This window comes from Rhodococcus sp. 66b, assembly GCF_002076325.1.
Taxonomy (GTDB): Bacteria; Actinomycetota; Actinomycetes; order Mycobacteriales; family Mycobacteriaceae; genus Rhodococcus_F; species Rhodococcus_F erythropolis.
Window position 1 is genome coordinate 119,906 of the sequence record NZ_MUZB01000007.1, and the last position, 23,776, is coordinate 143,681.

Genomic DNA, 23,776 nt, shown 5'->3' on the forward strand with positions numbered 1-23,776 from the left:
ATGTTGCAACTTATTATTTGGTGAGCACCATCACGTTGCGAAGAATCATTCCTGCAGCAAGATGGCCTTTCCGAGAACTTTGCCGCTTTCTAGATCAGCCAGGGCAACTGCTGCGTCGGCAAGCGGATACCGTGCCTTGACCAGCGGACGCAAGCCGTTCCGGACGTGTTCTACCAGCGATGCATGCACCTCGGCTACCGCTTCGGGATTGGTGCGCGTGAACTCGCCCCACGCCGCGCCGACAATGCTGATGTTGCGGAAGAGCACCCGGTTCACCTTGACCTGAGGGATGCCGCCGCCGGCAAATCCGATAACCACAAGACGCCCCTCCGGCGCCAGAACCCGGACCGCGTCGTCGAACGCATCCCCGCCTACCGGATCTACCACGATCTGAGCGCCGACGCCGTCGGTCAGTTCCCGAATCCGCTCTCCCCATCCCGGAGCCAGCGCGACAACCTCGTCGGCACCGAGCTCACGCAAGAAGTCCTCGACGCCTTCGCGTCGCACTACGGCAATCACCCGAGCCCCGTGTGCCTTGGCCAGCTGGATGGTTGCCGTTCCGACTCCGCCCGCAGCGCCGAGCACGACGACCGTCTCCCCCGCGACGATCTTCGCGCGACGAGCCAGCGCGAACTCCATCGTCTGATAGTTGATGATCAGAGAGGCCGCCTCGTCGAAGGCGAGTCCGTCCGGAATTCGGAGTACCTGCGCCGGGTTGACGGCAATCCGCTCTGCATAGCCGCCCAGATACGCGGCCGCGAGAACACGATCGCCCGGAGCGAAACCCGACCCTTCCGGCGCGGAGACCACGACGCCCGAGATCTCCGCGCCGGGAATGAACGGCGGTTCCGGGCGGATCTGATACTTGCCGTAGGTGATGAGTAGGTCCGGAAAGCAGACGCCACTGGCCTTCACATCGATGAGAACAAGACCTTCGGCTGCGGGCTCGGGAACCTCCTGCGCGACAATTCCTTCGGGACCGGACAGTTCCGTAACCACCATGGCGCGCACAGAAAGCTCCTCTTCGGGACATCTGAAGTCTGGACCGGTAACCCGGTTTTCTCGACTTTAACCCGGTACTCACGTCAGATCATCGTTCGCTCCCGATGTGCAGACGTTCGAGTCCGTCGAGAATCAGATCAAGACCGAAAGCGAATTCGGCGGCGTAGCTGTATCCCGGAGCTAGGACGTGCTCGGTGGTCAGCTCGGCCAGGTGCGGATACTGACCGCTCTCGAACGAGCCCATGATCGCCTTCGCCAGTTCCGTCGTTTCCTGCGCTGTTTCGAACGGCAAGCTCACCTCTTGCAGCACGAAGCCGTAGATGTACGCATCCATGATCGAAAAGGCATGCGCAGCAAGGGCGACCGGAAAGTCGGCAGCGCGTAGTGTTCCGATGACGGCGTCGTGGTGGCGCAGGGTCGCGGGACCAGGCGTCGTTCGAGACTCCATCAACGGAGTTGCCCACGGGTGCCTCCCCAGCACCTCCCGAGTCGATACCGCTCGCGCGTGAACTTCCGTTCGCCACGGCAGTCCCGGCGTCGGAAGATCGATCTCCGCAAAGACCGCGTCGACCATTCCGTCGAGCAGATCCCCCTTGTCCGAAACATGGTTGTACAGAGACATCGCCTCGACGCCCAGTTCGGTCCCCAGCTTCCGCATGGTCATCGAATCGATTCCGACGGAATCTGCAAGCGCCACGGCAGCGCGTACAACGTGATCTCGGGTCAATCTTGTGCGCTTCTCCACATTGACAGAACTTACACCGTAAGTGCAATACTTACGGTGTAAGCATTCGACGAACGGAGACTCGCATGCCGCAGGAACTGATGACCGCCGTCGTACAGGATCGGTACGGCGAAGCCGACGTTCTCTACCTCGACCACATTCCGCGCCCCACTGTCGCCGACAACGAAGTGCTGATTCGCGTCGAGGCCGCGTCCGTCGACCGCGGGGCATGGCATCTCATGGCCGGACTGCCATATCCGTTGCGCCTCGCGGGATTTGGACTGCGCAGACCTGAGAACCGGGTCCGCGGACTGGACGTGTCCGGCCGAGTCGAGGCCGTCGGCAGTTCGGTGACCCGCGTGGCAGTCGGCCAGGAGGTATACGGGATCGCGGTCGGTTCGTTCGGAGTACGCGTGCGCACTCGAGACGAAGATTGCTGCAAAACCTGCTCGGTTGTCGTTCGCACAAGCAGCAGCGGTGCCGGTCTCCGGCCTCACAGCGCTGCAAGCCGTGCGCGACCACGGCCGCGTGCAGGCCGGGCAATCCGTCCTCGTTCTCGGTGCATCCGGTGGCGTCGGGATCTACGCGGTGCAGGTGGCGAAAGCCATGGGCGCGCTCGTCACCGGCGTATGCAGCACCTCGAAAACCGATACCGTCCGCTCCCTCGGTGCCGACGAGGTTCTCGACTACCGCGTCGACGACGCCACCGACGGATCGCATCGGTACGACGTCATCATCGACACCGGCGGCAACCGCCGACTGCGAGATCTTCGACGGGCGCTCACACGCACCGGAAGGCTCGTGATCGTGGGCGGCGAGAACGGCGGACGGTGGCTCGGCGGAATCGATCGCCAAATCCGCGCACTGTGCTTGTCTCCGTTCGTATCTCAGAAGCTCGGGTCTTTGATGGCTTCGGAGAACGCCGAGGATCTGGAGGTGCTGACCGCAATGATCGACGCAGGTGTCATCACCCCGGTGATCGACTCCGTTCATCCCCTTGCCGACACCGCCGTCGCCGTGGCACGAATGGTCGACGGTTCCGGCTGCGGAAAGCAGATAATCGCCACTCGCTGAAAAGCCTGACAGAATCGGCTCACTCCAGCGAACAGGAATCTCACGTGAACCCAGATCTCACGCTCGCGCCGCAGCCAGACAGAGGACCGATCTTCGTCAAGTCCCGCCCGGTCCGTACCGGCGACATCGACGTCGCCAAGCAGGTCAGGCTCGACGCCGTCGCCCGTTATCTGCAGGACATCGGCAACGACAACATCGAAGCCGCCGGCGCCATCGACACTCATCCGCTCTGGATAGTGCGTCGTACGGTCGTCGATGTCGTACGCCCGGCGATCTGGCCGGAAGAGTTGACGATGACTCGCTGGTGCTCCGGCTTCTCCACGAGATGGGCGAACATGCGCGTGCGCTTCGACGGCAGCAACGGCGCGCTGATGGAAACCGAAGGCTTCTGGATCAACATCAGCGCCGAGTCGGGCATGCCCACGCGGATGAGTGACGACTTCATGCGGCCGTTGGAAGAATCCACCGACGAGCATCGCCTGAAGTGGAAGCGTGTCCTCGCCGAGAACGCACCGGAGGCGGATGACGCGGGTGTTCTGGACACGCCGTTCGCTCTGCGCGCCACGGATATCGACCCGTTCGACCACGTCAACAACGCCGTCTACTGGCAGGCAGTCGAAGAGGTCCTCAGCGCGCGCACCGAACTGCGTACAGTTCCGCATCGAGCACTGATCGAGTACCTCTCCCCCATCGTCTCCAGTGACGACGTCGTCCTGCGCAGCCGCGTCGACGACAAGACCGTCACGGTCTGGTTCCTGGTCGGCGAAGCGCTCCGCACAGTTGCGCAGGTGAGCGCCCTCTAACGCAGTTTCTGGGTCGCGACAGCCGCGACACCGAACACCAACGCAAGAAGAATCGCGGCCCAGAAACCGAAGAGCCACCACACCACGCCGAACACGACCACTGCCGGGGCAACGGTGATGAAAGCGATGGTGGGGCTTTCGCGTACCACCTCGAGTGCAGTTCGGGCATTAGTTCGATCGAGCTTCTTACCGGCCATCGAAAACCTCCTTCAAGGTCCTGACCATCCAGAGTAACCGGACTGACGGGCACAAAGCGGATACCGTGAACGCATGGCCGACCACCGCACCCTCGTCCTCATGCGACACGGCAAGTCCAGCTACCCCGAGGGCATCCGTGATCACGAGCGTCCGCTCGCCGAACGGGGCCTGCGCGAGGCCCGCATCGGCGGCGAATGGATCCGCGAAAACGTCCCGCCCGTAGACGCCGTTCTGTGCTCCACCTCCCGGCGGACCGTCGAAACCCTTGCCTCGACGGGAATCGAAGCTCCCGCCGGATTCGAGAAGTCCATCTACGGCGGCTCACCCGCAGACGTCATTGCAGCTGCGCGAACCACGTCCGACCACGTCAAGACGCTCCTGATCGTCGGACACGAACCCGGAATTCCCTGGACTGCACTCGATCTCGCATCAAACGAAAACTCCGAAGCAGCCCAACGTATCCGCGACAAGTTCCCGACTTCGGCGATCGCCGTCCTCTCCGTACCGGTGCCGTGGACCGAACTCGACGACTCCGTCGCCACTTTGCTCGAGTTTCACGTGCCCCGTTAGATCGACCACACCGCTAAAGCACCTCACGTAGAAGGCGGTCCGAAAGTGCAAGCGCGTCACGGTCGTACGTCGACGTCGACGCCAGCACTTCGTCGGCACCGGTCCGCTCGGCGAGATCGTGAAGCTGTTGTTTCACCTCGACAGGTGTGCCGTGCAGCGCCGACGCCATGAACGACTCGATACGCCTGGCATTTCGATCACTGCGCGGGGCGCGCCTGATCTCGTCCGGCGACGCGAGCGGAGGAAACTCCCCCGTCCGTGACGATTCTGCGAGCGCGTATGCCTCCGGGATCAGCAACTCACGCGCCGCGTCGGTGGTATCGGCAACCGCCACTTCGAGAGAAACCACCACATAGGGTTCGGGATGAGCGTCGGTGGCCCGGAAAGCTCGGCGGTACTCGTCCAATGCATCCACCCGGTCGGTGCTCCCGGTTCCGAGTATCGGCCCACCCACGACCACCGGAAGCCCCAGTTGCGCTGCCACTTTCAAACCTGTACGCGTCGCGAGTACGAAGATCGGCACCCCGGTCTCCGACGCCGGCCGTGCCGTCACTGCCGCGGATCCGTCCAGGTAGCGCCTCACCTCTTCGAGATCTGACGCAAACGTGTCCGGAGCATCCTTGCTGCGTCGTAGTGCCTGACGAACAGGCTCCGTGAATCCCAGCGATCGGCCGAGGCCGAGATCGATTCGCCCCGGGTACAGAGCCTCCAGCATCAAGAACTGCTCGGCGACGATCAGCGGTTGGTGATTCGGCAGCATGACCCCACCGCTCCCGAGTCTGATATCGCGCGTATGCGCGCCGATCGCGGCAAGCAGTACTGCCGGCGACCCGCTCCCGATCCCGGGCACCGCGTGATGCTCGGCCACCCAGAACCGGTGGTAGCCGAGAGCGTCGGCGTGCGCGGCGCGTTCGACGGAATGCGTCAGAGCTGCGGAGTCGGGGTATCCGCTCCTGGTTCGGGATCGGTCGAGAAGTGAGAGAAGCACTCTCGGAGCAACAAGGAATTCGGAAAGTTTCATCCGGACGCCTAATGAGGACCGTTTCTGACCGCAATCCCCGCAACACTGGACCTGTCGCCGGAATCCACCATCACATGAAGGGCACGTCATGGACATCAAGCTCGAACTGGTCGCCATTCCCGTCACCGACATCGACCGCGCCAAGGACTTCTACGTCCGCCTCGGCTTCAACGCCGACCACGATCACACGGTCAGCGAGGACCTGCGCTTCGTCCAGCTGACCCCACCCGGTTCGGCCTGCTCGATCTGCATCGGCAAGGGAATCACCGACGCCGAGCCCGGTTCCGTCGTCGGCATGCAGGTAGTGGTCAAGGACATCGAAGAGGCTGAGCGCGAGTTCAAGAGCCGCGGCATCGACATCAGCCCGATCGACGACCAGGCTTGGGGCCGATTCATCTACTTCGCCGACCCCGACGGCAACAAGTGGGCAGTCCAGGAGATCGTCATCCCGGACCTCAGCGGCAGCAACTCCTGAAGCGAGCGAGATGAAAAATCCCCCCACCTCTTTCGAGGTGGGGGGATTTTCTACGAACTAACGCTTAGCGGTAGTCGTCACATACGACTACCCGACTAGCGGTAGTCGTTGCTGAAGCCGTAGTCGTCCAGCGGAACTGCAGCACCGGTGTTCTGGCCGAAGCCGTCCGGGCTGTAGTACTGGTCGTCGTACGACGGCACTGCGTAAGCAGCGGCGCGTGCCTCTTCGGTGGGCTGAACCTGGATGTTGCGGTAACGGTTGATACCGGTACCGGCAGGGATCAGCTTACCGATGATGACATTTTCCTTCAGACCGATCAGCTTGTCCGAGCGGCAGTTGATAGCCGCGTCGGTCAAGACACGAGTGGTCTCCTGGAACGATGCCGCGGACAGCCACGAATCCGTCGCGAGCGACGCCTTCGTGATACCCATGAGCACCGGACGGCCGGCTGCGGGCTCGCCACCCTCGGCGACAACGCGGCGGTTTGCCGACTCGAACTCGGCGCGCTCGGTGAGCGAACCGGGCAGGAACTCGGTGGCACCGGAATCGATGATCGTCACGCGACGAAGCATCTGGCGCACGATGACCTCGATGTGCTTGTCGTGGATCGACACACCCTGGCTCCGGTACACCTCCTGGACCTCGTTGACCAAGTGGATCTGAACCTGACGCGGACCCATGACTCGCAGGACCTCGTGGGGATCGGCAGCACCTTCCATGAGCTGCTGTCCGACCTCGACGTGGTCACCGTCAGCCAAGAGGCTTTCGCGACCGTCGGCATGCTTGAAGACGCGCAGACGCTGACGCTTGCTGAGCTTGTCGTAGACAACCTCTTCGCCGCCGTCGTCCGGAACGATGGTGATCTTGTAGAAACGATCGCCGTCTTCGAGCTGTACCCGACCGGTGACGTCCGCGATAGGAGCCTTGCCCTTGGGCACACGTGCCTCGAACAGCTCCTGGACACGCGGCAGACCGCCGGTGATGTCATCTCCTGCGACACCACCCTGGTGGAAGGTACGCATGGTCAGCTGGGTACCGGGCTCACCGATCGACTGAGCGGCGACGATACCGACAGCCTCACCGATGTCGACCAGCTTGCCTGTGGCCATCGAGCGGCCGTAGCAAGTGGCGCAAACGCCGGTGCCGGTGGTGCAGGTCAGGACCGAGCGGACCTTGACCGTCGTGATGCCGGCTTCGAGCAGAGCATCGATCGCGGGGTCACCGAGATCGTGGCCACGCTCGACGATGACGGTGCCGTTCGCGTCGACTGCATCGGCCGCCAAGGTACGGGCGTACGTGCTGGTCTCCACGTGAGCATCGCGGATCATCGTGCCGTCGGCCTGCTTCTCGGCGATCGTGGTGACGATGCCGCGCTCTGTTCCACAGTCGACCTCACGGACGATGACGTCCTGCGAAACGTCCACCAGACGACGGGTCAGGTAACCCGAGTCGGCGGTGCGGAGTGCGGTATCGGCCAGACCCTTACGAGCACCGTGCGTGTTGATGAAGTACTCGAGAACGGTCAGGCCTTCCTTGAAGGAAGACTTGATCGGACGCGGGATGAACTCACCCTTCGGGTTTGTCACCAGACCCTTCATACCGGCGAGCGAGCGAACCTGAGTCATGTTGCCGGCTGCGCCGGACTTCACGATCATCGGGATCGGGTTGCTGTCGGGGAAGTGAGCCTCCATGGCCTTGCCGACCTTGTCGGTCGCTTCCTGCCAAATGGTGACCAGAGCGCTGTTGCGCTCCTTCTTGTCCAGAGCACCACGCTGGTACTGCTTCTCGATCTTGTCGGCCTGAGCCTCGAAGTCCTCGATGATGGCAGGCTTCTCCGGCGGCACGAGCACGTCGGAAATCGAGACCGTGACACCCGAACGGGTGGCCCAGTAGAACCCGACGTCCTTGAGCTTGTCGACGGTCTGAGCAACCACGATCATCGGGTACCGCTCGGCGAGATCGTTGATGATCGTCGCCTGGCGCTTCTTCGGCATCTGCTCGTTGACGAACGGGTAGTCCGCCGGAAGCAGCTCGTTGAAGAGCACACGGCCGAGTGTCGTGGTGGCGGTCCAGCCGTCACCGTATTTCCAGCCCTCGGGGAACAGTTCGTTCTCGAGGTCGCGCGGCGGACGCTGCTGCGTCAGACGCACCTTGATCTGAGCCTGAACCGAGAGCGCGCCGCGGTCGACTGCCATCTGAGCCTCGGCGGGCGAGGAGTACACGCCCTGCTCTGCCTCGTCGTTGGTCGGAGCAACGAGCTCACCGGTGACACCCTCGTCGAGACGGGTCAGGTGGAACAGACCCGTGACCATGTCCAGACGCGGCATGGCGAGCGGGCGACCCGAAGCAGGCGAGAGGATGTTGTTCGAGGACAGCATCAGGATGCGGGCCTCGGCCTGAGCCTCTGCCGACAGCGGGAGGTGAACAGCCATCTGGTCACCGTCGAAGTCGGCGTTGAAGGCCTCACACACCAGCGGGTGGAGCTGAATGGCCTTGCCCTCGACGAGCTGCGGCTCGAATGCCTGGATACCCAGACGGTGCAGCGTAGGTGCACGGTTGAGCAGCACGGGGTGCTCGGCGATGACCTCTTCGAGGACGTCCCAAACCTGGACGCGCTTGCGCTCGACCATGCGCTTGGCCGACTTGATGTTCTGCGCGTGGTTGAGATCGACCAGACGCTTCATCACGAACGGCTTGAACAGCTCGAGAGCCATCAGCTTGGGCAGACCACACTGGTGCAGCTTGAGCTGAGGACCGACGACGATCACGGAACGACCCGAGTAGTCGACGCGCTTACCGAGCAGGTTCTGACGGAAACGACCCTGCTTGCCCTTGAGCAGATCGCTCAGGGACTTCAGCGGGCGGTTACCCGGTCCGGTGACCGGACGTCCACGACGACCGTTGTCGAACAGGGCGTCGACCGACTCCTGCAGCATCCGCTTCTCGTTGTTGACGATGATCTCGGGAGCACCGAGGTCGATCAGTCGCTTGAGGCGGTTGTTGCGGTTGATGACGCGGCGGTACAGGTCGTTGAGGTCGGACGTCGCGAAACGTCCACCGTCGAGCTGAACCATCGGGCGAAGCTCCGGCGGGATCACCGGAACAGCGTTGAGGACCATGCCCATCGGCGAGTTGCCGTTGGTCTGGAATGCCGCAACCACCTTGAGGCGCTTGAGTGCACGCAGCTTCTTCTGGCCCTTGCCGCTGCGGATGGTCTCGCGGAGAGACTCCGCCTCGGCGTCGAGGTCGAAGTTCTGCATCAGGATCTGGATGGACTCTGCGCCCATCGCACCCGTGAAGTACTCGCCGTAACGGTCGACCAGCTCGCGGTACAGGAGCTCGTCGATGATGAGCTGCTTGACGCTCAGCTTGGTGAAGGTGGTCCAGATCTCGTCGAGACGATCCAGCTCACGCTGCGCGCGGTCACGGAGCTGACGCATTTCGCGCTCGCCGCCGTCCTTGACCTTGCGGCGGACATCGGACTTCGCGCCCTCTGCCTCGAGCTCGGCGATGTCGGCTTCGAGCTTCTGCGCACGTGCCTCGAGATCGGCGTCGCGCTGATCTGCGACGGTCTTCTTCTCGACCTGCATCTCGGCTTCGAGGGTGGACAGCTCGTTGTGACGGAGCTCCTCGTCGACGCCGACGATGACGTAGGCAGCGAAGTAGATGATCTTTTCGAGATCCTTCGGAGCCAGGTCGAGCAGGTAACCGAGACGGCTCGGAACACCCTTGAAGTACCAGATGTGCGTGACCGGTGCGGCCAGTTCGATGTGACCCATACGCTCACGACGAACCTTGGCGCGAGTGACCTCGACGCCACAGCGCTCACAGATGATGCCCTTGAAGCGGACACGCTTGTACTTACCGCAGTAGCACTCCCAGTCCCGGGTGGGGCCGAAGATCTTCTCGCAGAAGAGGCCGTCCTTCTCGGGCTTGAGCGTGCGGTAGTTGATGGTCTCCGGCTTCTTGACCTCGCCGTAGGACCAATTGCGGATGTCCTCTGCACTGGCCAAGCCAATGCGGAGTTCATCGAAGAAGTTGACGTCGAGCACGTAACTTCCTTTCCCCGTTGGGGTTACGGTTGCCGGTCACCCGGCAACCTGACTGCCAATTCAAATGTGAACTACGCCCCCGGGCCGCTCTTTCAAGAGCAACCCGGGGACCGAAACCTAGTTCGCGAGGTCGTCGACCGTCGCAGCTTCGTTCCTGGACAGGTTGATGCCCAGGTTCGCTGCGGCCCGCTCCAAGTCCTCGTCGTCGCCGTCCGCCATCGTGATGGCCGCGCCGTCCGAGGACAGCACCTCCACGTTGAGGCAGAGCGACTGGAGCTCCTTGAGGAGCACCTTGAACGACTCGGGGATGCCGGGTTCGGGGATGTTCTCGCCCTTGACGATGGCTTCGTACACCTTGACTCGACCGACCACGTCGTCCGACTTGATGGTCAGCAGTTCCTGCAGCGTGTAAGCCGCGCCGTAGGCCTGCATCGCCCAGCACTCCATCTCACCGAAGCGCTGGCCACCGAACTGGGCCTTACCACCGAGAGGCTGCTGCGTGATCATCGAGTACGGACCGGTCGAACGAGCGTGGATCTTGTCGTCGACCAAGTGGTGCAGCTTGATGATGTACATGTAACCGACCGAGACCGGGTACGGGAACGGCTCGCCGGAGCGGCCGTCGAACAAGGTGGCCTTTCCGTCGGGTCCGACCATCTGCTCGCCGTCACGGTTCGGCAGCGTCGCGCCGAGGAGACCGGTGAGCTCGTCTTCCTTCGCACCGTCGAACACCGGGGTGGCGATGTTCGAGTCGGCCGGAGCGGACAGCATCTCTTCCGGCAGGGTCGCAGCCCAGTCGGGACGAGTGCCGTCGGACGCGATCTGAATGTTCCAGCCGGTCTTGCCGATCCACCCGAGGTGGGTCTCCAAGACCTGACCGATGTTCATACGACGCGGGACACCGTGCGTGTTCAAGATGATGTCGACAGGCGTGCCGTCCGAGAGGAACGGCATGTCTTCCTGCGGCAGGATCTTGCCGATGACGCCCTTGTTACCGTGGCGGCCGGCGAGCTTGTCGCCGTCCTGGATCTTGCGCTTCTGTGCCACGTAGACGCGGACCAACTCGTTGACACCGGGAGGCAGATCGTCGTCTTCGTCACGTGAGAACACGCGGATTCCGATGACCTTGCCGGTCTCACCGTGAGGAACCTTGAGGGACGTGTCACGAACCTCGCGAGCCTTCTCACCGAAGATGGCGCGAAGGAGGCGCTCTTCGGGGGTCAGCTCGGTCTCGCCCTTCGGCGTGACCTTTCCGACCAGCACGTCGCCGTCACGAACCTCGGCACCGATACGGATGATGCCGCGCTCGTCGAGGTCGGCAAGGACCTCGTCGGAGACGTTCGGGATGTCGCGAGTGATTTCCTCGGCACCGAGCTTGGTGTCGCGGGCATCGATCTCGTGCTCCTCGATGTGAATCGAGGTCAGGACGTCCTCTTCCACGAGACGCTGCGACAGAATGATCGCGTCCTCGTAGTTGTGGCCTTCCCACGGCATGATCGCGACGAGCAAGTTCTTGCCCAGCGCCATCTCACCGTTCTCGGTGCAAGGGCCGTCGGCCAGAACCTGGCCGGCCTCGACACGCTGTCCCTCGTCCACGATCGGACGCTGGTTGGCGCACGTGCCCTGGTTGGAACGCGCGAACTTGCGCATCCGGTACGTCTTGCGACTTCCGTCGTCAGCCATCACCGTGACGTAGTCCGCGGAGATCTCCTCCACGACACCGGTCTTCTCGGTGATGATGACGTCGCCGGCATCCACAGCTGCACGCAGCTCCATGCCGGTTCCGACGAGAGGTGCCTCGCTGCGAACCAGCGGGACAGCCTGACGCTGCATGTTCGCGCCCATCAGGGCACGGTTTGCATCGTCGTGCTCGAGGAACGGAATCATCGCGGTTGCGACGGACACCATCTGACGCGGCGAAACGTCCATGTAGTCGATGTCGGAGGACGCGACGAACTCGACCTCGCCACCCTTACGGCGGACGAGAATCTTCGAGTCGGTGAAGCGACCCTCGCGGTCGATGGCCGAGTTGGCCTGCGCGACTACGTGGCGGTCTTCTTCGTCAGCGGTCAGGTAGTCGACCTCGTCGGTCACCTGTCCGTCGACGACGCGACGGTACGGGGTCTCGATGAAACCGAACGGGTTGACGCGGGCGTAGACCGACAGCGAACCGATCAGGCCGATGTTCGGGCCTTCCGGGGTCTCGATCGGGCACATGCGGCCGTAGTGCGACGGGTGAACGTCGCGAACCTCGAGGCCGGCGCGCTCACGGGACAGACCACCCGGGCCGAGGGCGGACAGACGACGCTTGTGCGTCAGCCCCGACAGCGGGTTGTTCTGGTCCATGAACTGCGACAGCTGGGAGGTTCCGAAGAACTCCCTGATCGCAGCGACGACGGGACGGATGTTGATCAGCGTCTGAGGCGTGATTGCCTCGACGTCCTGCGTGGTCATGCGCTCACGAACCACACGCTCCATGCGGGACAGGCCCACGCGGATCTGGTTCTGAATGAGCTCGCCGACGGTACGCAGACGACGGTTGCCGAAGTGGTCGATGTCGTCGACCTCGACGGGAACCTCGACGCCGCCCGGAGCCGTCATCGAGGTGTCACCTGCGTGCAGACGCACGAGGTACTCGACGGTGGCGACGATGTCTTCTTCGGTGAGAGTGGATGCAACGATCGGCTGACCCGCGTTCAGGCCGAGCTTCTTGTTGATCTTGTAACGACCCACGCGAGCGAGGTCGTAGCGCTTGTCCTTGAAGAACAGGTTCTCCAGCAGGGTCTGCGCGCTCTCCTTGGTGGGGGGCTCGCCCGGACGCAGCTTGCGGTAGATGTCGAGCAACGCCTCATCGGTGCCGGCGGTGTTGTCCTTCTCCAGCGTGGCCATGAGGATCTCGGAGAAGCCGAAGCGCTCCGTGATCTGCTCGGTGGTCCAGCCGAGTGCCTTGAGCAGGACGGTGACAGGCTGACGACGCTTGCGGTCGATACGGACACCAACGGTGTCGCGCTTGTCGACGTCGAACTCGAGCCATGCGCCGCGACCCGGGATCACCTTGACGCTGTGCAGATCCTTCTCGGTGCTCTTGTCGACGCTCATGTCGAAGTACACACCGGGGGAACGCACGAGCTGCGAGACGACCACACGCTCGGTGCCGTTGATGATGAAGGTGCCCTTGTCGGTCATCATCGGGAAATCTCCCATGAAGACCGTCTGGCTCTTGATCTCACCAGTGTTGTTGTTGATGAACTCCGCGGTGACGAACAACGGCGCCGCGTAGGTCATGTCCTTGTCTTTGCACTCGTCCGTCGAGGCCTTGACCTCGTCGAATCGAGGGTCGGAGAAGGACAGCGACATAGTGCCGTTGAAATCCTCGATCGGAGAAAGCTCCGCGAGGATGTCCTCGAGACCACCGGACACTGCATTGTCGCCGAGTGCCGCTGCTCGTTCACGCCAACTCTGCGCGCCGATCAGCCACTCGAACGAATCTGTCTGTACGTCAAGAAGCCCGGGAACTTCGAGGGGTTCGCGAACTTTCGCGAACGAAACCCTCTTCGGGGCTCCGGGGATTCCGGAAACTGCCTTGGTCTGGCTAGAGACTGCCAAGATGCGTCCTTCCAGCACCTCACGCGGGCCGCTCCGTGCTGTTGCGACCGCCGCTGTATCTGCTTCGAATTTCGCTGGTTACAACCCGAACGAAACCCGTCGCAGAAAGCAAGAAGTACTTGACTTCGCAGCGGTTGAGACGAGGGGTGGACAGGAGGCAGCCAGCGCAACGTCCAAAAGTACACCCTTACTCTGGAAATGTCGAGTCGGGTGTAACTGAGGGTCGAATTCAGATACTGACGTGAGACTGCCGATCACTCGTCCGTGCATGTTCACCGATCAGAGTGGACCTTGCGGACCGCTCCGTCAAGGGCGAGAGCGCGTGTCGCAGCATTCGAACATTCGTGACGCGCATTCGAACACTGCCACCGGAAGTGTAGCCAGCAACGGCGTCACATACGAAAAATCTGGACCGACATCGTGCGTCGGTCCAGATCTTCGCGCTGGTACTGGTCGCGAATCTCCGAGCTACTGGTCGCGAATCTCCGAGATCAGCCAGTTTCCGTCCTGCTTCTCCAGACTCACGATGACCATTCCGGAGCGAGAGTCTGCCGCCACGCCGTTCTGCGTCGAGCTGACGTTCAGTTGGGCGAGCAACTGTGCCCGGTCCTTCTCGAGTCGTGTGATCCCGATCAGCGGGACATCAGCGGTCGTTGCCGTCTGAGTTTGTTCGACGCCGGCCTTCTGCGTGTCCTTGTACTGGGTCAGCTGATCGCGCATCGACTGGTTCAGGCCCTGGACACCCTTGTCGAAATCGGCGTCGAACGTGTCGGGAGAGAACGTGAAGACTGCAGCCAACGCCGACGGCGTCACACGAAGAACCTCAGCCGTGGCGCCTTCGTCCACCCAGGCGATGTCGTCCGTCTTCGCGCCGACTTTGAAGAAGGCGATGCCGGCGAGGATCGCGACGATGACCGCTGCGGCCCCCAGGATCGCGACCAGGCGCCAACCGGCCTTGGATTGTGTAGGTGTTGTCGCCGACTCCCCCGCGCCCGTCTCCGGGGTAGCAGGGGCCTTGGGCTCGTCTGCGACGGTTTTCGCCGGTTTGGTCAGATCGGGGCCTGGTGTGGATTCCGGAGCGTCGGTTTCCGTCTTCGACGGCTCGATGTCTCCGGACTCGGCCTTCGTGAGCGTCGGCTTCACAGCCTCCGGCTTCACAGCCTCCTGTGTCTCTTCTTCCGGCTGTTCGATCGTGGGCTCGACCGGGTCCGAGTCGGACGTCCCCGCGGGGACGTTGAGCGAACGAGCGCTTCCAGCGATCTTCGGCCGACGGTTCTGAGGGGAGGACGGTCCGCCGGTACGACGTTTGGGTGGCATTACGCGCTTCTCCTTCGAGGGATGTCGGTGTGCAGGTTCGACGAACTACTGGCCACCGGAATCACCACCCTCGGTTGTCGGTGCAGGAGCACCGGATGCAGGTGCTTCGGTCCCCGAACCGGGTGCGGGCGTTGCGTCAGGAGCAGGCGTGGAGCCGTCGGCAGCCGGCAGAGTGCCCGAGCCGAGATCGAGCCGCGATCCGATCGGATCAGCGGACTGCGCCTTCCAGACCCCGTCGACCTCGACCATGCCCAGCCGCATGCCGAGCTGATTCTTGACGAACTGGTTGCCCTGGGTCGTGGTGACTCGAACGACGACCAGTGCCGTGGCGGTCCGGTCATCGGTATTGAGCTCGGTCAGCGCGGACTGCACAACTTCGGTGTCAGCCTTCGAACCCGAGTTACGCAACTCGTCGGTGATGGAATCCTGAACGGTCTGCAGGTACGTCGTCATCTCGTCACCGGTCACCGAAGAACGCATGTTCTCGATCGACTGGTCGAGATTCGCCGAATCCGCGTTGTTGAGGTTGATCGCGACTTGCTGCGCACCGATCAGCGCGTCGTCACGCATCTCGGCTGTGGTGCGGTCGGTGGTGAGCGCCCGAACGTACGGGACGCCGAACACACCGAGCGCAACCACTGCCGCCAGAAGCAAGACACCGACCGCAATCAGAGACGCTGTCAGCCCCTTCGGTCTACCGGTTGTCGGCGCTCCCGATTCGACTTGCTCGGGCCCGCCGGACTGCGGGGAACTGTTTCTCTGAATCACACTCACTACCCTACTTACCTGTTTTGCCCAGCCTCTGGCCGCGAATCGTCAACTGCCACAACTCAGTAGCCTGAACTGCACAAACTCGACCACATTCGGATCGGTCTACTTCGGTGTCACTCCGAGCAACGGTGCCAACTGCGTCGCGATCGGGTTGAGGTTCAACTTGTCCGGATCGACCTTCGGCTTGAAGTCCCAAGGCTGGATCGTGTCGGGATCGGCGTACACCACGCGGTTGGCACTGCGGACGCCCGTCTCGCTGCCCAGCGGCGTCTCACACGACGCCGCGGTGTTGAGCGGGAAATCCTGCTGGGTGTCGTCGAAATTGGGATTCTGACGCTTCATCTCGTCCAGGATCGCCATGGTGCCTTCGTAACCCACCGTGCACGAGAGCGGATTGTTGGTCTCGAGCACCAAGCCCTGATGGACCGTTCCGTCGCCGGGAGCAACCGTCGGTGCGGCAGCGGCCAGGCCGGGAAGGAAGATCAGGAACGGTTGCAGCGCGATCGTTCGGGGTGCAAGCGTCTTGGTGGTCGCGGCAAGATTGGTCAGGTCAGTCGTCAGGCTCGGGCCCGCCTCGTTGATGAGGGCACCGATCTGATCGCTGGCCGGGATGCCGTTGTCGATCAAGCGACGGATGTCCGGATCGCTGGTCCGCAACTGCGCCGTGACAGCATCGAGATCGGTACTGAACTGCTTGATCGCGGAGGACTGATCCGACTGCGTCGTCAGTACCGTCTCACTGTTCCGAATCAGCGCGAGCGTCTGAGGCAGAGTGTCGAGCCCGGACTGCGAGAGACCGGACAGCGAATCGGCCAGGACCTGAATGTCCTCGCCCTTGCCGTTGAATGCGGCACCGAGTTCGACGGCGACGGTGTGGAGCGCGTCGACCGGCACGGACTTGACCAAGCCGTTGGCACTGGTCAGCACATCCTCGATCGGGATCGGAGTTGTGGTGTCCCCCACCGCGATCACCGAGCCGTCCGCGAGGAACGGTCCCTGATCGGTATCGGGCTGAAGGTCGACGTACTGCTCACCGATGGCGGAGCGGTTGGCCACGACTGCACGGGCCGACGCGGGAATCTCCGGAGCACTGTTGTCGATCTTCAGGTCGACCTGAATTCCGTCGTCGGTCAACGACATGTCGCCCACTCGACCGACCGGCACACCGCGATACGTCACTTCGGCGTTGGTGAAAATTCCACCGGACGTGGCCAATTCGGTCTTGACCGTGTACTGACCGAACCCCATGAGGTTGTCCAGACGCACGTACTTGGCGCCGACGTAGATGAGACCCAGAAGCGCGACCACCACGAAGCCGACGAGCTGCCATCTGACCAGAGCTGATCTCACTGTCCATCACCACCGATTCCGAACTGTTCCAGCATTCCCTGGATGGGGTTGAGTGGGTCCGCTGCCGGAGCCGGTGTTGCCGGGTCACCGGCCGTGGTGGCGGGTAGACCGGCGACGACGGGGATCTGCGGCAGGATCGGAGCGATCGGCAGCAGCGACACCGTCGGCCAACCCGGCCGCGGTCCGTTTCCGTTGTAGTACGGGTTGGACGGATCGACTACCGGCTTGGGATTGCCGAACTTCGGCTGACGGTATTCCGGTTCACCCTGTCCGACACCGAGACCCGAGAGAGTGTTGCCGATCTGCAAGTCGACGCTCAGGAAGAGGTTCACGGAACCACCCTGCGCAATCTTCTCGACACCGTCCGGGAACGGGAACGTCGGAAGGAAAGGAAGTGCCCCGACGAAGTCGTCACCGGAGTCTGCGAGCGCCTGAAGCGTTGGACGCAGAGCCTGAAGATCAGCGATCAGATCGTCCTTGGACTGCGTGAGGACGTCGGTTCCCACTGTTCCGAGTCGATCCACCTGAGCAAGCATCTGCGTCAGCTGCGGGCGCTGCTCGTTGAGAACCTGTGTCGCAACGGGGAGTTCCTCGAGAATCTTCCCGATCTTCTCGTTCTGATCGTTGACGCGGGTCGAGAGCACATCCAGGCCGTCGAGCGCGCGGGTGATGTCGTCACGCTGTTCGTTGAGTCCACCGATGAGTGTGTTCGCCTGCTCCAGAAGACTTCTCGTCTTGCCCTCGCGACCGTCGAATGCGGCCCCGAGTTCTTCGACGATGGGTTGCAACTGGCCCACACCGCCGCCGTTGAGCAGCAGCGACAATGCGCCGAGAACCTGCTCGATCTCCGTGGCGTGGCGAGTGCGATCGAGCGGAATCAGGTCTCCGTCGGCCAGCTTCGCAGAGTCCGGTCCGGACGGCGGGGCCGACAACTGGATGAACTTCTCGCCGAGCAGGTTGGTCTGCTCGACCGCGGCAATTGCGTTGGCGGGTAGATCAACCGACGAGTCGAGGATGATTCCGACGTCCGCGGTCCATCCGTCCGGTCCGACCGACACGTCGTCGACTCGACCGACCGGAACACCGTCGACCTTCACAGCGGACTGCGGAACAAGGTCCAAGACATCGTCGAACTGAATGGTCAAGTGCATCGGATCGGAACCCACATCGGGACCGCCGGGAAGCGGAACCGCGTAGATTCCCTCGGACGAGCAGGCTGTTGCCGAGATCAGGACGGCGCACAGTCCGGCGCCGACTATCAATGAACGCTTCACTCGCCCTCCCCGTTTCCACTGGTCAGTCGCGGTGACACGACGCCGGGCACAGTGCCCGGAACTACCTGCATCTGCCGTTCGGAACCGGCAAGGATGCCGAAGGGAAGGTTCAGGCCTGCAGCCTGATTGGCTGCGTCGGTCATCGCAGCGACGTTTGCACACTGGTCGATAGCCGGTTGCATCTGCCTTCCCAATGCCTCGAACCGCGGATCACCGGGCAACAGCTTGCCGAGGTCCATCAACTTGCAGAGCACGCCGGCCGGGTTCTGCAGATCAGGGAACGCCAGACGTGAAGCCAGCACACCTGATTCGGCGTCGTACGAGTTGACCAAGTTGGAGATCGCCAGCGGAAGCATGGTGAGCGTGTTGGCCAGTGCTTCCTTGTTGTTCGCCAATGTCTGTGTCGGTTCGACGAGACCCTCGGTTGTCTGGACCAACTGATCGCGGTTGTCGGCCACGAACTTCGCGACGTCGCCGAGAGCAATCGAGAGCTGGTTCAGAGCGGCACCGAGATCGTCGCGCTCACCTGCCAAGAATCCGGTCAGGTCCGACAGCTGGGTGTTGAACTGACGCACCTGCTGATCGTTGGCCGCGAGAGCGCCCACGAAAGTATCCAGGTTCTTGATGGTGAGCGAGATGTTGTCACGCGAATCATTCAGCGTCCGTGCGGCATCCGAGAGGTTGGTGATGCTGTCTCCCAACGCTTCACCGTTGCCCTCGAGGTTGGCCGCACCCGTCTCGACGAAATCGGACAGCGCGCCGTTCTTGTTGGCACCTTCGGGACCGAGCGCCGACGCGAGTTCGTCGATGCTGGAGTACAACTGGTCGACCTCGACGGGCGTCGCAGTCTTCTCGATCGGAATGACTGCACCGCTGGCCATCTTGTCGCCGCCGGTGAAGACCGGTGTCAGCTGGATGTAGCGGTCGGCAACCACCGAAGGCGTGATCTGAGCGGCGCTGGCGCCGGCGGGGATGTCGATCCCACGATCGACGCGCAACTCGACCTTGACCTGATCTCCCTGAGGTTCGACGGATTCGACGGTGCCGACCTTGACACCGAGAACACGAACGTCGGAACCGTCGTAGATACCCACCGACTTGTCGAAGTAGGCGGTGATCTTGGTGGTACCGGCGCGAGTGAACACCCACCACAGCGCGCCACCGAGTACGAGTAACCCGATCAGAACAGCGGCGATGATCGCGACCGAGCGCTTCTTGGAGCCGCTTCCGGCTTCGGCAGTATCAGCCATCAGTTGCCTCCCAACGTACGAACGGGGTCACGGTAGCCCGGAATATCCGGCAGACCCGGCGGAAGGAGGTTCACGACGACCTGGTCGAACCAACGGCCGTTGCCGACCACGTTGGCGTACAAGCGAATGAAGGGTTCGTAGAGCTTCAGTGCCTTGTCCAAGTTCTCGTTGTTGGCCTTCAAGATGTCGATGACGCCGTTGAGCTGCGTCAGCGCCGGCCCGATTGCCGCCTCGTTGTCACGAACGAGACCGGTGAGCTGCTGAGAGACGCGCTGAGTTCCGGTGAGCAGCTGCGAAATCGCTTGCTGGCGATTGTTGAGCTCCTGCACCAGAAGTCCGCCGTCACGGATCAGCTGGGTGAACTCCTTGTTGCGATCCGCAAGAATCTGCGACGTCTTCCCGGTGGCGGCGAAGAGCTTCTGCAAGTCCTGATCGCGGCTCGCGATCGTCTGCGACAGCCGACTGACACCGTCGAGCGAAGCGCGGACATCGCCAGGTGTCTCGGAGAATGCCTGGGACAACGTCTCCATGCTCTTCGCCAACTGGTCGGTGTCGATGTCGCCGACGGTGTCCGCCGCGGCCGAGAAGGCCTGAACGACGTCGTACGGAGAGGTGGTGCGCTCGAGCGGAATCCGGTCCTTGGGATCGAGGTTGTCGGTTCCGCGCGGATCGAGTGCGAGGTACTTCTGTCCCAGAATCGTCTTGATCTGAATGGACGCAGAGGTTTGATCTCCCACCCACGCGTCACTGACCTTGAAGTCGACGAGAACACGGTCACCGTCGAGATCGACGGAAGTGACCTTGCCGACCTTCACGCCGGCGATACGAACCTCGTTACCAGGCTTGAGACCCGCAGCTTCGGAGAACTCGGCGGAGTAGGACGAGCCTGCTCCCACGAACGGAAGCGAATCGAGGAAGAACGCGGACAAAGTGGCCAACAGCACCACGAAGATACCGATGGCTCCGGCCATTGCCGGACTGCGACGTTTACTCATCGACCTTGCAACTCCCTCATACCGTCTTGAGTGCATCGCGTGGCCGCGTTGGTGTAAATCGGCTGATTGACCGTCGGCAGGCCGGTGGGCAGATTCAGCGAGGCAGACTGTCCTGGACCGGCAACGATGTCGATTCCGCACAGGTAGAACTGGAACCAGGAACCGTAACTCGCTACGCGAGCGAGCTTGTCGAGCTTGACCGGCAAGGTCTCGAGCACCGCGTTCACGTCGTCACTACGACGGTTGAGCGTGGTCGCCAGCGTGTTGAGCGCCGTGATCGAGCCCTGAATCGACGGCCGCGTCGGCTCGAGCAGATCTGCAGTGGCATCGGTCAACCCGGCGAGTGAGGTGACGGCCGAACCGACGACACCGCGCTCGTTGGCCAACCCGGTGACGAGTTGCTGGGTATTGACGATCAGCGAATCGAGGTTCTTGTCGTTCGCGTTGACGGTGTCGAGAACGTCGTTGAGGTTCTTGATCACCGCCCCGATGACGGCGTCCTTGTCCGCGACGGTGTTGGTCAAACTCGCTGTGTTGCGGACGAGTTCGCTGATGGTGCCGGACTCCCCCTGGAAGACCTGGATGATCTGGTAGGACAGCTTGTTGACGTCGTCAGCGCTCAGAGTGGTGAACAGCGGCTTGAAGCCGTTGAACAGCGTCGTGAGATTTACTGCCGGGCGAGTCTGCGCCAACGGCAGGGTGTCGCCGCCGGTGATCTTCTGCCCCTGGCTGCCTTCACCTTGCGAGAGCGAAATGTATCGCTGCCCGACCAGGTTGCGGAACCGGATCGTGGCGATGGAACTGGCAGGCAACCAATCACGGTCGGACACCGAGAACTGCACCTCGGCCTGGTTGTCGTTGACGATCGCGATCTTCTCGACCTGTCCGACACGAACACCGGCGATGCGCACCTCGTCACCCTCGTTCAACGAGGTGACGTCGGAGAACACTGCGTTGAACTTGGTGCCTCCGCCGCCGCCGAGGTTGGCGATGCTGGCGGCCAGCAATCCTGTCGCCAGGACGGTGACCACCACGAAGATGATGAGCTTTGTCAGTGGAGCTGCGAGTCCTCTCATTGGACGCTCACCTCCGCACCGGAAAATGCCGGAGCACTGACCATCGTGGTCCACGCCGGAACATCGTCCGGCGCAACACCGTTGGCCTGTCCGTAGATCACCTTCAACGTATCCTCTTCGAGTTTCGAGCCCGCGTAGCCGGCCTGCTGAGCAGGACCGCTGTTGTTGGTCGAGAACAACTGAGGTCCTGAGCCCTCGGGTGCAGGCAGGAATTCCATGGTGGCGGGACCGGGATTGCGGGAAGGAACCTGGTAGGAACCGTCACCGTACGAACCACCGGGGTACTGCGGGAACGGACGACCTGGCTCGGTGACGTTGTCGTAGCAAACCGGGCCGCGGTTGTCGACGAGCCGTGGCTCGTCCTGGTTGGGCAGGTAGCGCCCCTTGGGGTTCACGATCTGAATACTCGCACGCACACCAGGATTGGGCGCGTCGGTGGACAGGATCTTGGCAGCTTCCGGGGCGGTGTCCGAGAAGCCCTTGAACGTGCACCCGAACGTCGGTGAGTACTGAGCCAGAAGCTGGAGAGCTTCCTTCGAATCCGCAGCGAGCGTGATGATCGAGGACGAGTTCGCTTCGAGGAAGGCTGCGGTGTCCGACGATGTCACGGTGAGCGACGCCAGCAGAGTCCGCAACTGGTCCTGCTTCTGCACCACCGTGTTACCGGTCGTCCGCAGATTGTCGAGAGCGTTGATCAGATCGGGCGCAGCGTCCGAGTATGTCTGGGAGAAGTCCGCGAACTTGCGCAGATCCTCTTGCACCGCGGGCAGCTCGGTGTTGACGCCGCGGAAGATCTCCTCGAGACGATCGACCGTCAGACCGAGCTCAGCGCCGCGTCCCGTCAGACCCTGCGCGAGAGAACCGAGAGTGTTCGCCAGATCCTGCGGCGGAATCGCCTGCAGAAGTGGGAGAAGTCCGTCCAGAACGTCGCCGACCTCGACAGCATTTCCGCTCTTGTCCTGCTGGATCACCGTTCCCGCGGAAATCGGCGCAGCGGTGGTTCCCTCCGGAATGATCAGGGAGACGTAGCGCTCACCGAAAAGCGTCTTCGGGAGCAGACGTGCCGTCACGTTCGACGGAATCAGATCAGCCTTGTCCGGTTCGATCGCGAGGACCGAGGTGACCTGACCGTCTTTTGTCGACGCGGATCGCACCTCGCCGACCAGCAGACCCCGAACCTTGACGTCCGCGTTGGGTGGCAATGCATTTCCGACGGTGTCGGTGACGAGGTCGATCTTCACGACGTCCTTGAACGTCTTGTTGAAGGTTCCGATGGTGAAGGCCAGGAACAGTGCCAACACCACGAAGAACACGAGTCCGAGCACACGGCGGCGCAGGACTGACGGAGCCTCGATCATCCGGCCACCCTCACTGTCGTCGTGGTGCCCCAGATTGCGAGGCTGAGGAAGAAGTCGAGAACGGCGATCGTGACGATTGCGGCGCGAACAGCACGGCCGACGGCCACGCCGACGCCTGCGGGACCACCCGAGGCATGGAACCCGTAGTAGCAGTGGATCAGAATCAGCACGAAGGCGAAGACCAGGACTTTCGCAAACGAATACAGCACGTCCTGCGGTGGCAGGAACAGATTGAAGTAGTGGTCGTACGAGCCCGTCGACTGCCCGTTGAACACGGTACTGATCACTCGCGACGCGAGGTACGCCGCAAGCAGACCCACGATGTACAGCGGGATGACGGCGACGAAGCCGGCGATCATGCGGGTCGTGACCAGGAACGGCACTGACGGAACTGCCATGACCTCCAGTGCATCGATCTCTTCGGAGATTCGCATAGCGCCGAGTTGAGCGGTGAAACCACAACCCACCGTGGCCGAGAGCGCAAGAGCCGCAACGATCGGAGCGATCTCACGGGTGTTGACGTATGCGGACAGGAAGCCGGTCAGGACCGAGCTACCCAACTGCTCCAGAGCGGCGAAGCCCTGCAGACCGACGACGACACCGGTGAATCCCGACATCATCGCGATGACACCGATCGTTCCGCCGATGACTGCGAGCGCACCGCTACCGAAGGTCACTTCGGCGAGCAGCCGAAGCGTCTCCTTCCGGTACCGATGCAGGGTGCGCGGGGTCCATGCGATGGCGCGCGCGTAGAACGACATCTGCTCGCCCGCGCGGTCCAACGCGTTCACTGGAATTCTGGCAACTTTGCGGCTCTTCAGCAGGAACTGATCGCCGCGGCCTCGTGCGATGGTCATTTA

At 62.4% G+C, this 23,776-nt stretch carries 18 protein-coding genes and 1 pseudogene; 4 read left to right on the top strand and 15 right to left on the bottom strand.

Features of this window, described 5'->3' with window-relative positions:
* Window positions 1-45: 45 nt before the first annotated feature.
* Window positions 46-1,011 carry an NADPH:quinone oxidoreductase family protein gene (locus B0E55_RS14785; RefSeq protein WP_019744299.1) on the bottom strand — a complete coding sequence of 322 codons (966 nt, stop codon included), beginning with the start codon at window positions 1,009-1,011 and terminating at the stop codon, window positions 46-48.
* 79 nt (window positions 1,012-1,090) lie between these two features.
* A complete protein-coding gene (locus B0E55_RS14790) occupies window positions 1,091-1,747 on the bottom strand; it encodes a TetR/AcrR family transcriptional regulator (protein WP_019744300.1) in 657 nt (218 codons plus the stop codon).
* A 65-nt stretch (window positions 1,748-1,812) separates the two neighbouring features.
* Between B0E55_RS14790 and B0E55_RS32640 the strand changes: the two are divergent.
* Both B0E55_RS32640 and B0E55_RS14800 read left to right on the top strand, forming a co-directional pair.
* Window positions 1,813-2,800: pseudogene (locus B0E55_RS32640) on the top strand (NAD(P)-dependent alcohol dehydrogenase).
* 44 nt (window positions 2,801-2,844) lie between these two features.
* Window positions 2,845-3,603 carry an acyl-[acyl-carrier-protein] thioesterase gene (locus B0E55_RS14800; protein ID WP_080909963.1) on the top strand — a complete coding sequence of 253 codons (759 nt, stop codon included), beginning with the start codon at window positions 2,845-2,847 and terminating at the stop codon, window positions 3,601-3,603.
* Here the strand turns inward: B0E55_RS14800 and B0E55_RS14805 are convergent.
* Complete coding sequence (locus B0E55_RS14805; RefSeq protein ID WP_003941897.1) at window positions 3,600-3,800, bottom strand: hypothetical protein; 201 nt, start codon at window positions 3,798-3,800, stop codon at window positions 3,600-3,602. The genes B0E55_RS14800 and B0E55_RS14805 overlap by 4 nt on opposite strands.
* A gap of 73 nt (window positions 3,801-3,873) precedes the next feature.
* Between B0E55_RS14805 and B0E55_RS14810 the strand changes: the two genes are divergently transcribed.
* Window positions 3,874-4,371, top strand: coding sequence for a SixA phosphatase family protein (locus tag B0E55_RS14810; protein WP_007728426.1), 498 nt, complete (start codon window positions 3,874-3,876; stop codon window positions 4,369-4,371).
* A 13-nt stretch (window positions 4,372-4,384) separates the two neighbouring features.
* On the opposite strand, the gene B0E55_RS14815 is transcribed toward B0E55_RS14810, so the two are convergent.
* A complete protein-coding gene (locus tag B0E55_RS14815) occupies window positions 4,385-5,392 on the bottom strand; it encodes an LLM class flavin-dependent oxidoreductase (RefSeq protein ID WP_020968971.1) in 1,008 nt (335 codons plus the stop codon).
* Window positions 5,393-5,480: 88 nt separating this feature from the next.
* Between B0E55_RS14815 and B0E55_RS14820 the strand changes: the two genes are divergently transcribed.
* The gene (locus tag B0E55_RS14820; protein WP_003942070.1) at window positions 5,481-5,867 is read left to right on the top strand and encodes a glyoxalase superfamily protein; all 387 of its coding nucleotides are present in this window, start codon (window positions 5,481-5,483) and stop codon (window positions 5,865-5,867) included.
* Window positions 5,868-5,962: 95 nt separating this feature from the next.
* Here the strand turns inward: B0E55_RS14820 and B0E55_RS14825 are convergent, their stop codons facing one another.
* The 11 genes from B0E55_RS14825 to B0E55_RS14875 form a co-directional block, all read right to left on the bottom strand.
* A complete protein-coding gene (locus B0E55_RS14825) occupies window positions 5,963-9,919 on the bottom strand; it encodes a DNA-directed RNA polymerase subunit beta' (RefSeq protein ID WP_019744304.1) in 3,957 nt (1,318 codons plus the stop codon).
* A 117-nt stretch (window positions 9,920-10,036) separates the two neighbouring features.
* Window positions 10,037-13,543 (bottom strand): DNA-directed RNA polymerase subunit beta, encoded by a 3,507-nt coding sequence (rpoB, locus tag B0E55_RS14830; RefSeq protein WP_019744305.1) that lies wholly within the window; start codon window positions 13,541-13,543, stop codon window positions 10,037-10,039.
* Window positions 13,544-13,993: 450 nt separating this feature from the next.
* Window positions 13,994-14,842, bottom strand: a complete 849-nt coding sequence (locus B0E55_RS14835; protein WP_080909964.1) for a hypothetical protein — start codon at window positions 14,840-14,842, stop codon at window positions 13,994-13,996.
* A 45-nt stretch (window positions 14,843-14,887) separates the two neighbouring features.
* Window positions 14,888-15,616, bottom strand: coding sequence for a hypothetical protein (locus tag B0E55_RS14840; RefSeq protein ID WP_019744307.1), 729 nt, complete (start codon window positions 15,614-15,616; stop codon window positions 14,888-14,890).
* 99 nt (window positions 15,617-15,715) lie between these two features.
* On the bottom strand, window positions 15,716-16,963 hold the full coding sequence (locus B0E55_RS14845) for an MCE family protein (protein WP_021334066.1): 1,248 nt from the start codon (window positions 16,961-16,963) through the stop codon (window positions 15,716-15,718).
* Window positions 16,960-18,237 (bottom strand): MCE family protein, encoded by a 1,278-nt coding sequence (locus B0E55_RS14850; protein ID WP_020906821.1) that lies wholly within the window; start codon window positions 18,235-18,237, stop codon window positions 16,960-16,962. Before B0E55_RS14850 ends, B0E55_RS14845 begins: the two co-directional genes overlap by 4 nt.
* Window positions 18,234-19,487, bottom strand: a complete 1,254-nt coding sequence (locus tag B0E55_RS14855) for an MCE family protein (protein ID WP_021343467.1) — start codon at window positions 19,485-19,487, stop codon at window positions 18,234-18,236. The genes B0E55_RS14850 and B0E55_RS14855 overlap by 4 nt, the downstream gene beginning before the upstream one ends.
* Window positions 19,487-20,482, bottom strand: a complete 996-nt coding sequence (locus B0E55_RS14860; RefSeq protein WP_003942053.1) for an MCE family protein — start codon at window positions 20,480-20,482, stop codon at window positions 19,487-19,489. Before B0E55_RS14860 ends, B0E55_RS14855 begins: the two co-directional genes overlap by 1 nt.
* On the bottom strand, window positions 20,479-21,558 hold the full coding sequence (locus tag B0E55_RS14865) for an MCE family protein (RefSeq protein WP_019744310.1): 1,080 nt from the start codon (window positions 21,556-21,558) through the stop codon (window positions 20,479-20,481). Before B0E55_RS14865 ends, B0E55_RS14860 begins: the two co-directional genes overlap by 4 nt.
* Complete coding sequence (locus B0E55_RS14870; RefSeq protein WP_019744311.1) at window positions 21,555-22,916, bottom strand: MCE family protein; 1,362 nt, start codon at window positions 22,914-22,916, stop codon at window positions 21,555-21,557. The genes B0E55_RS14865 and B0E55_RS14870 overlap by 4 nt, the downstream gene beginning before the upstream one ends.
* Complete coding sequence (locus B0E55_RS14875; protein ID WP_003941894.1) at window positions 22,913-23,773, bottom strand: MlaE family ABC transporter permease; 861 nt, start codon at window positions 23,771-23,773, stop codon at window positions 22,913-22,915. The genes B0E55_RS14870 and B0E55_RS14875 overlap by 4 nt, the downstream gene beginning before the upstream one ends.
* Window positions 23,774-23,776 lie beyond the last annotated feature (3 nt).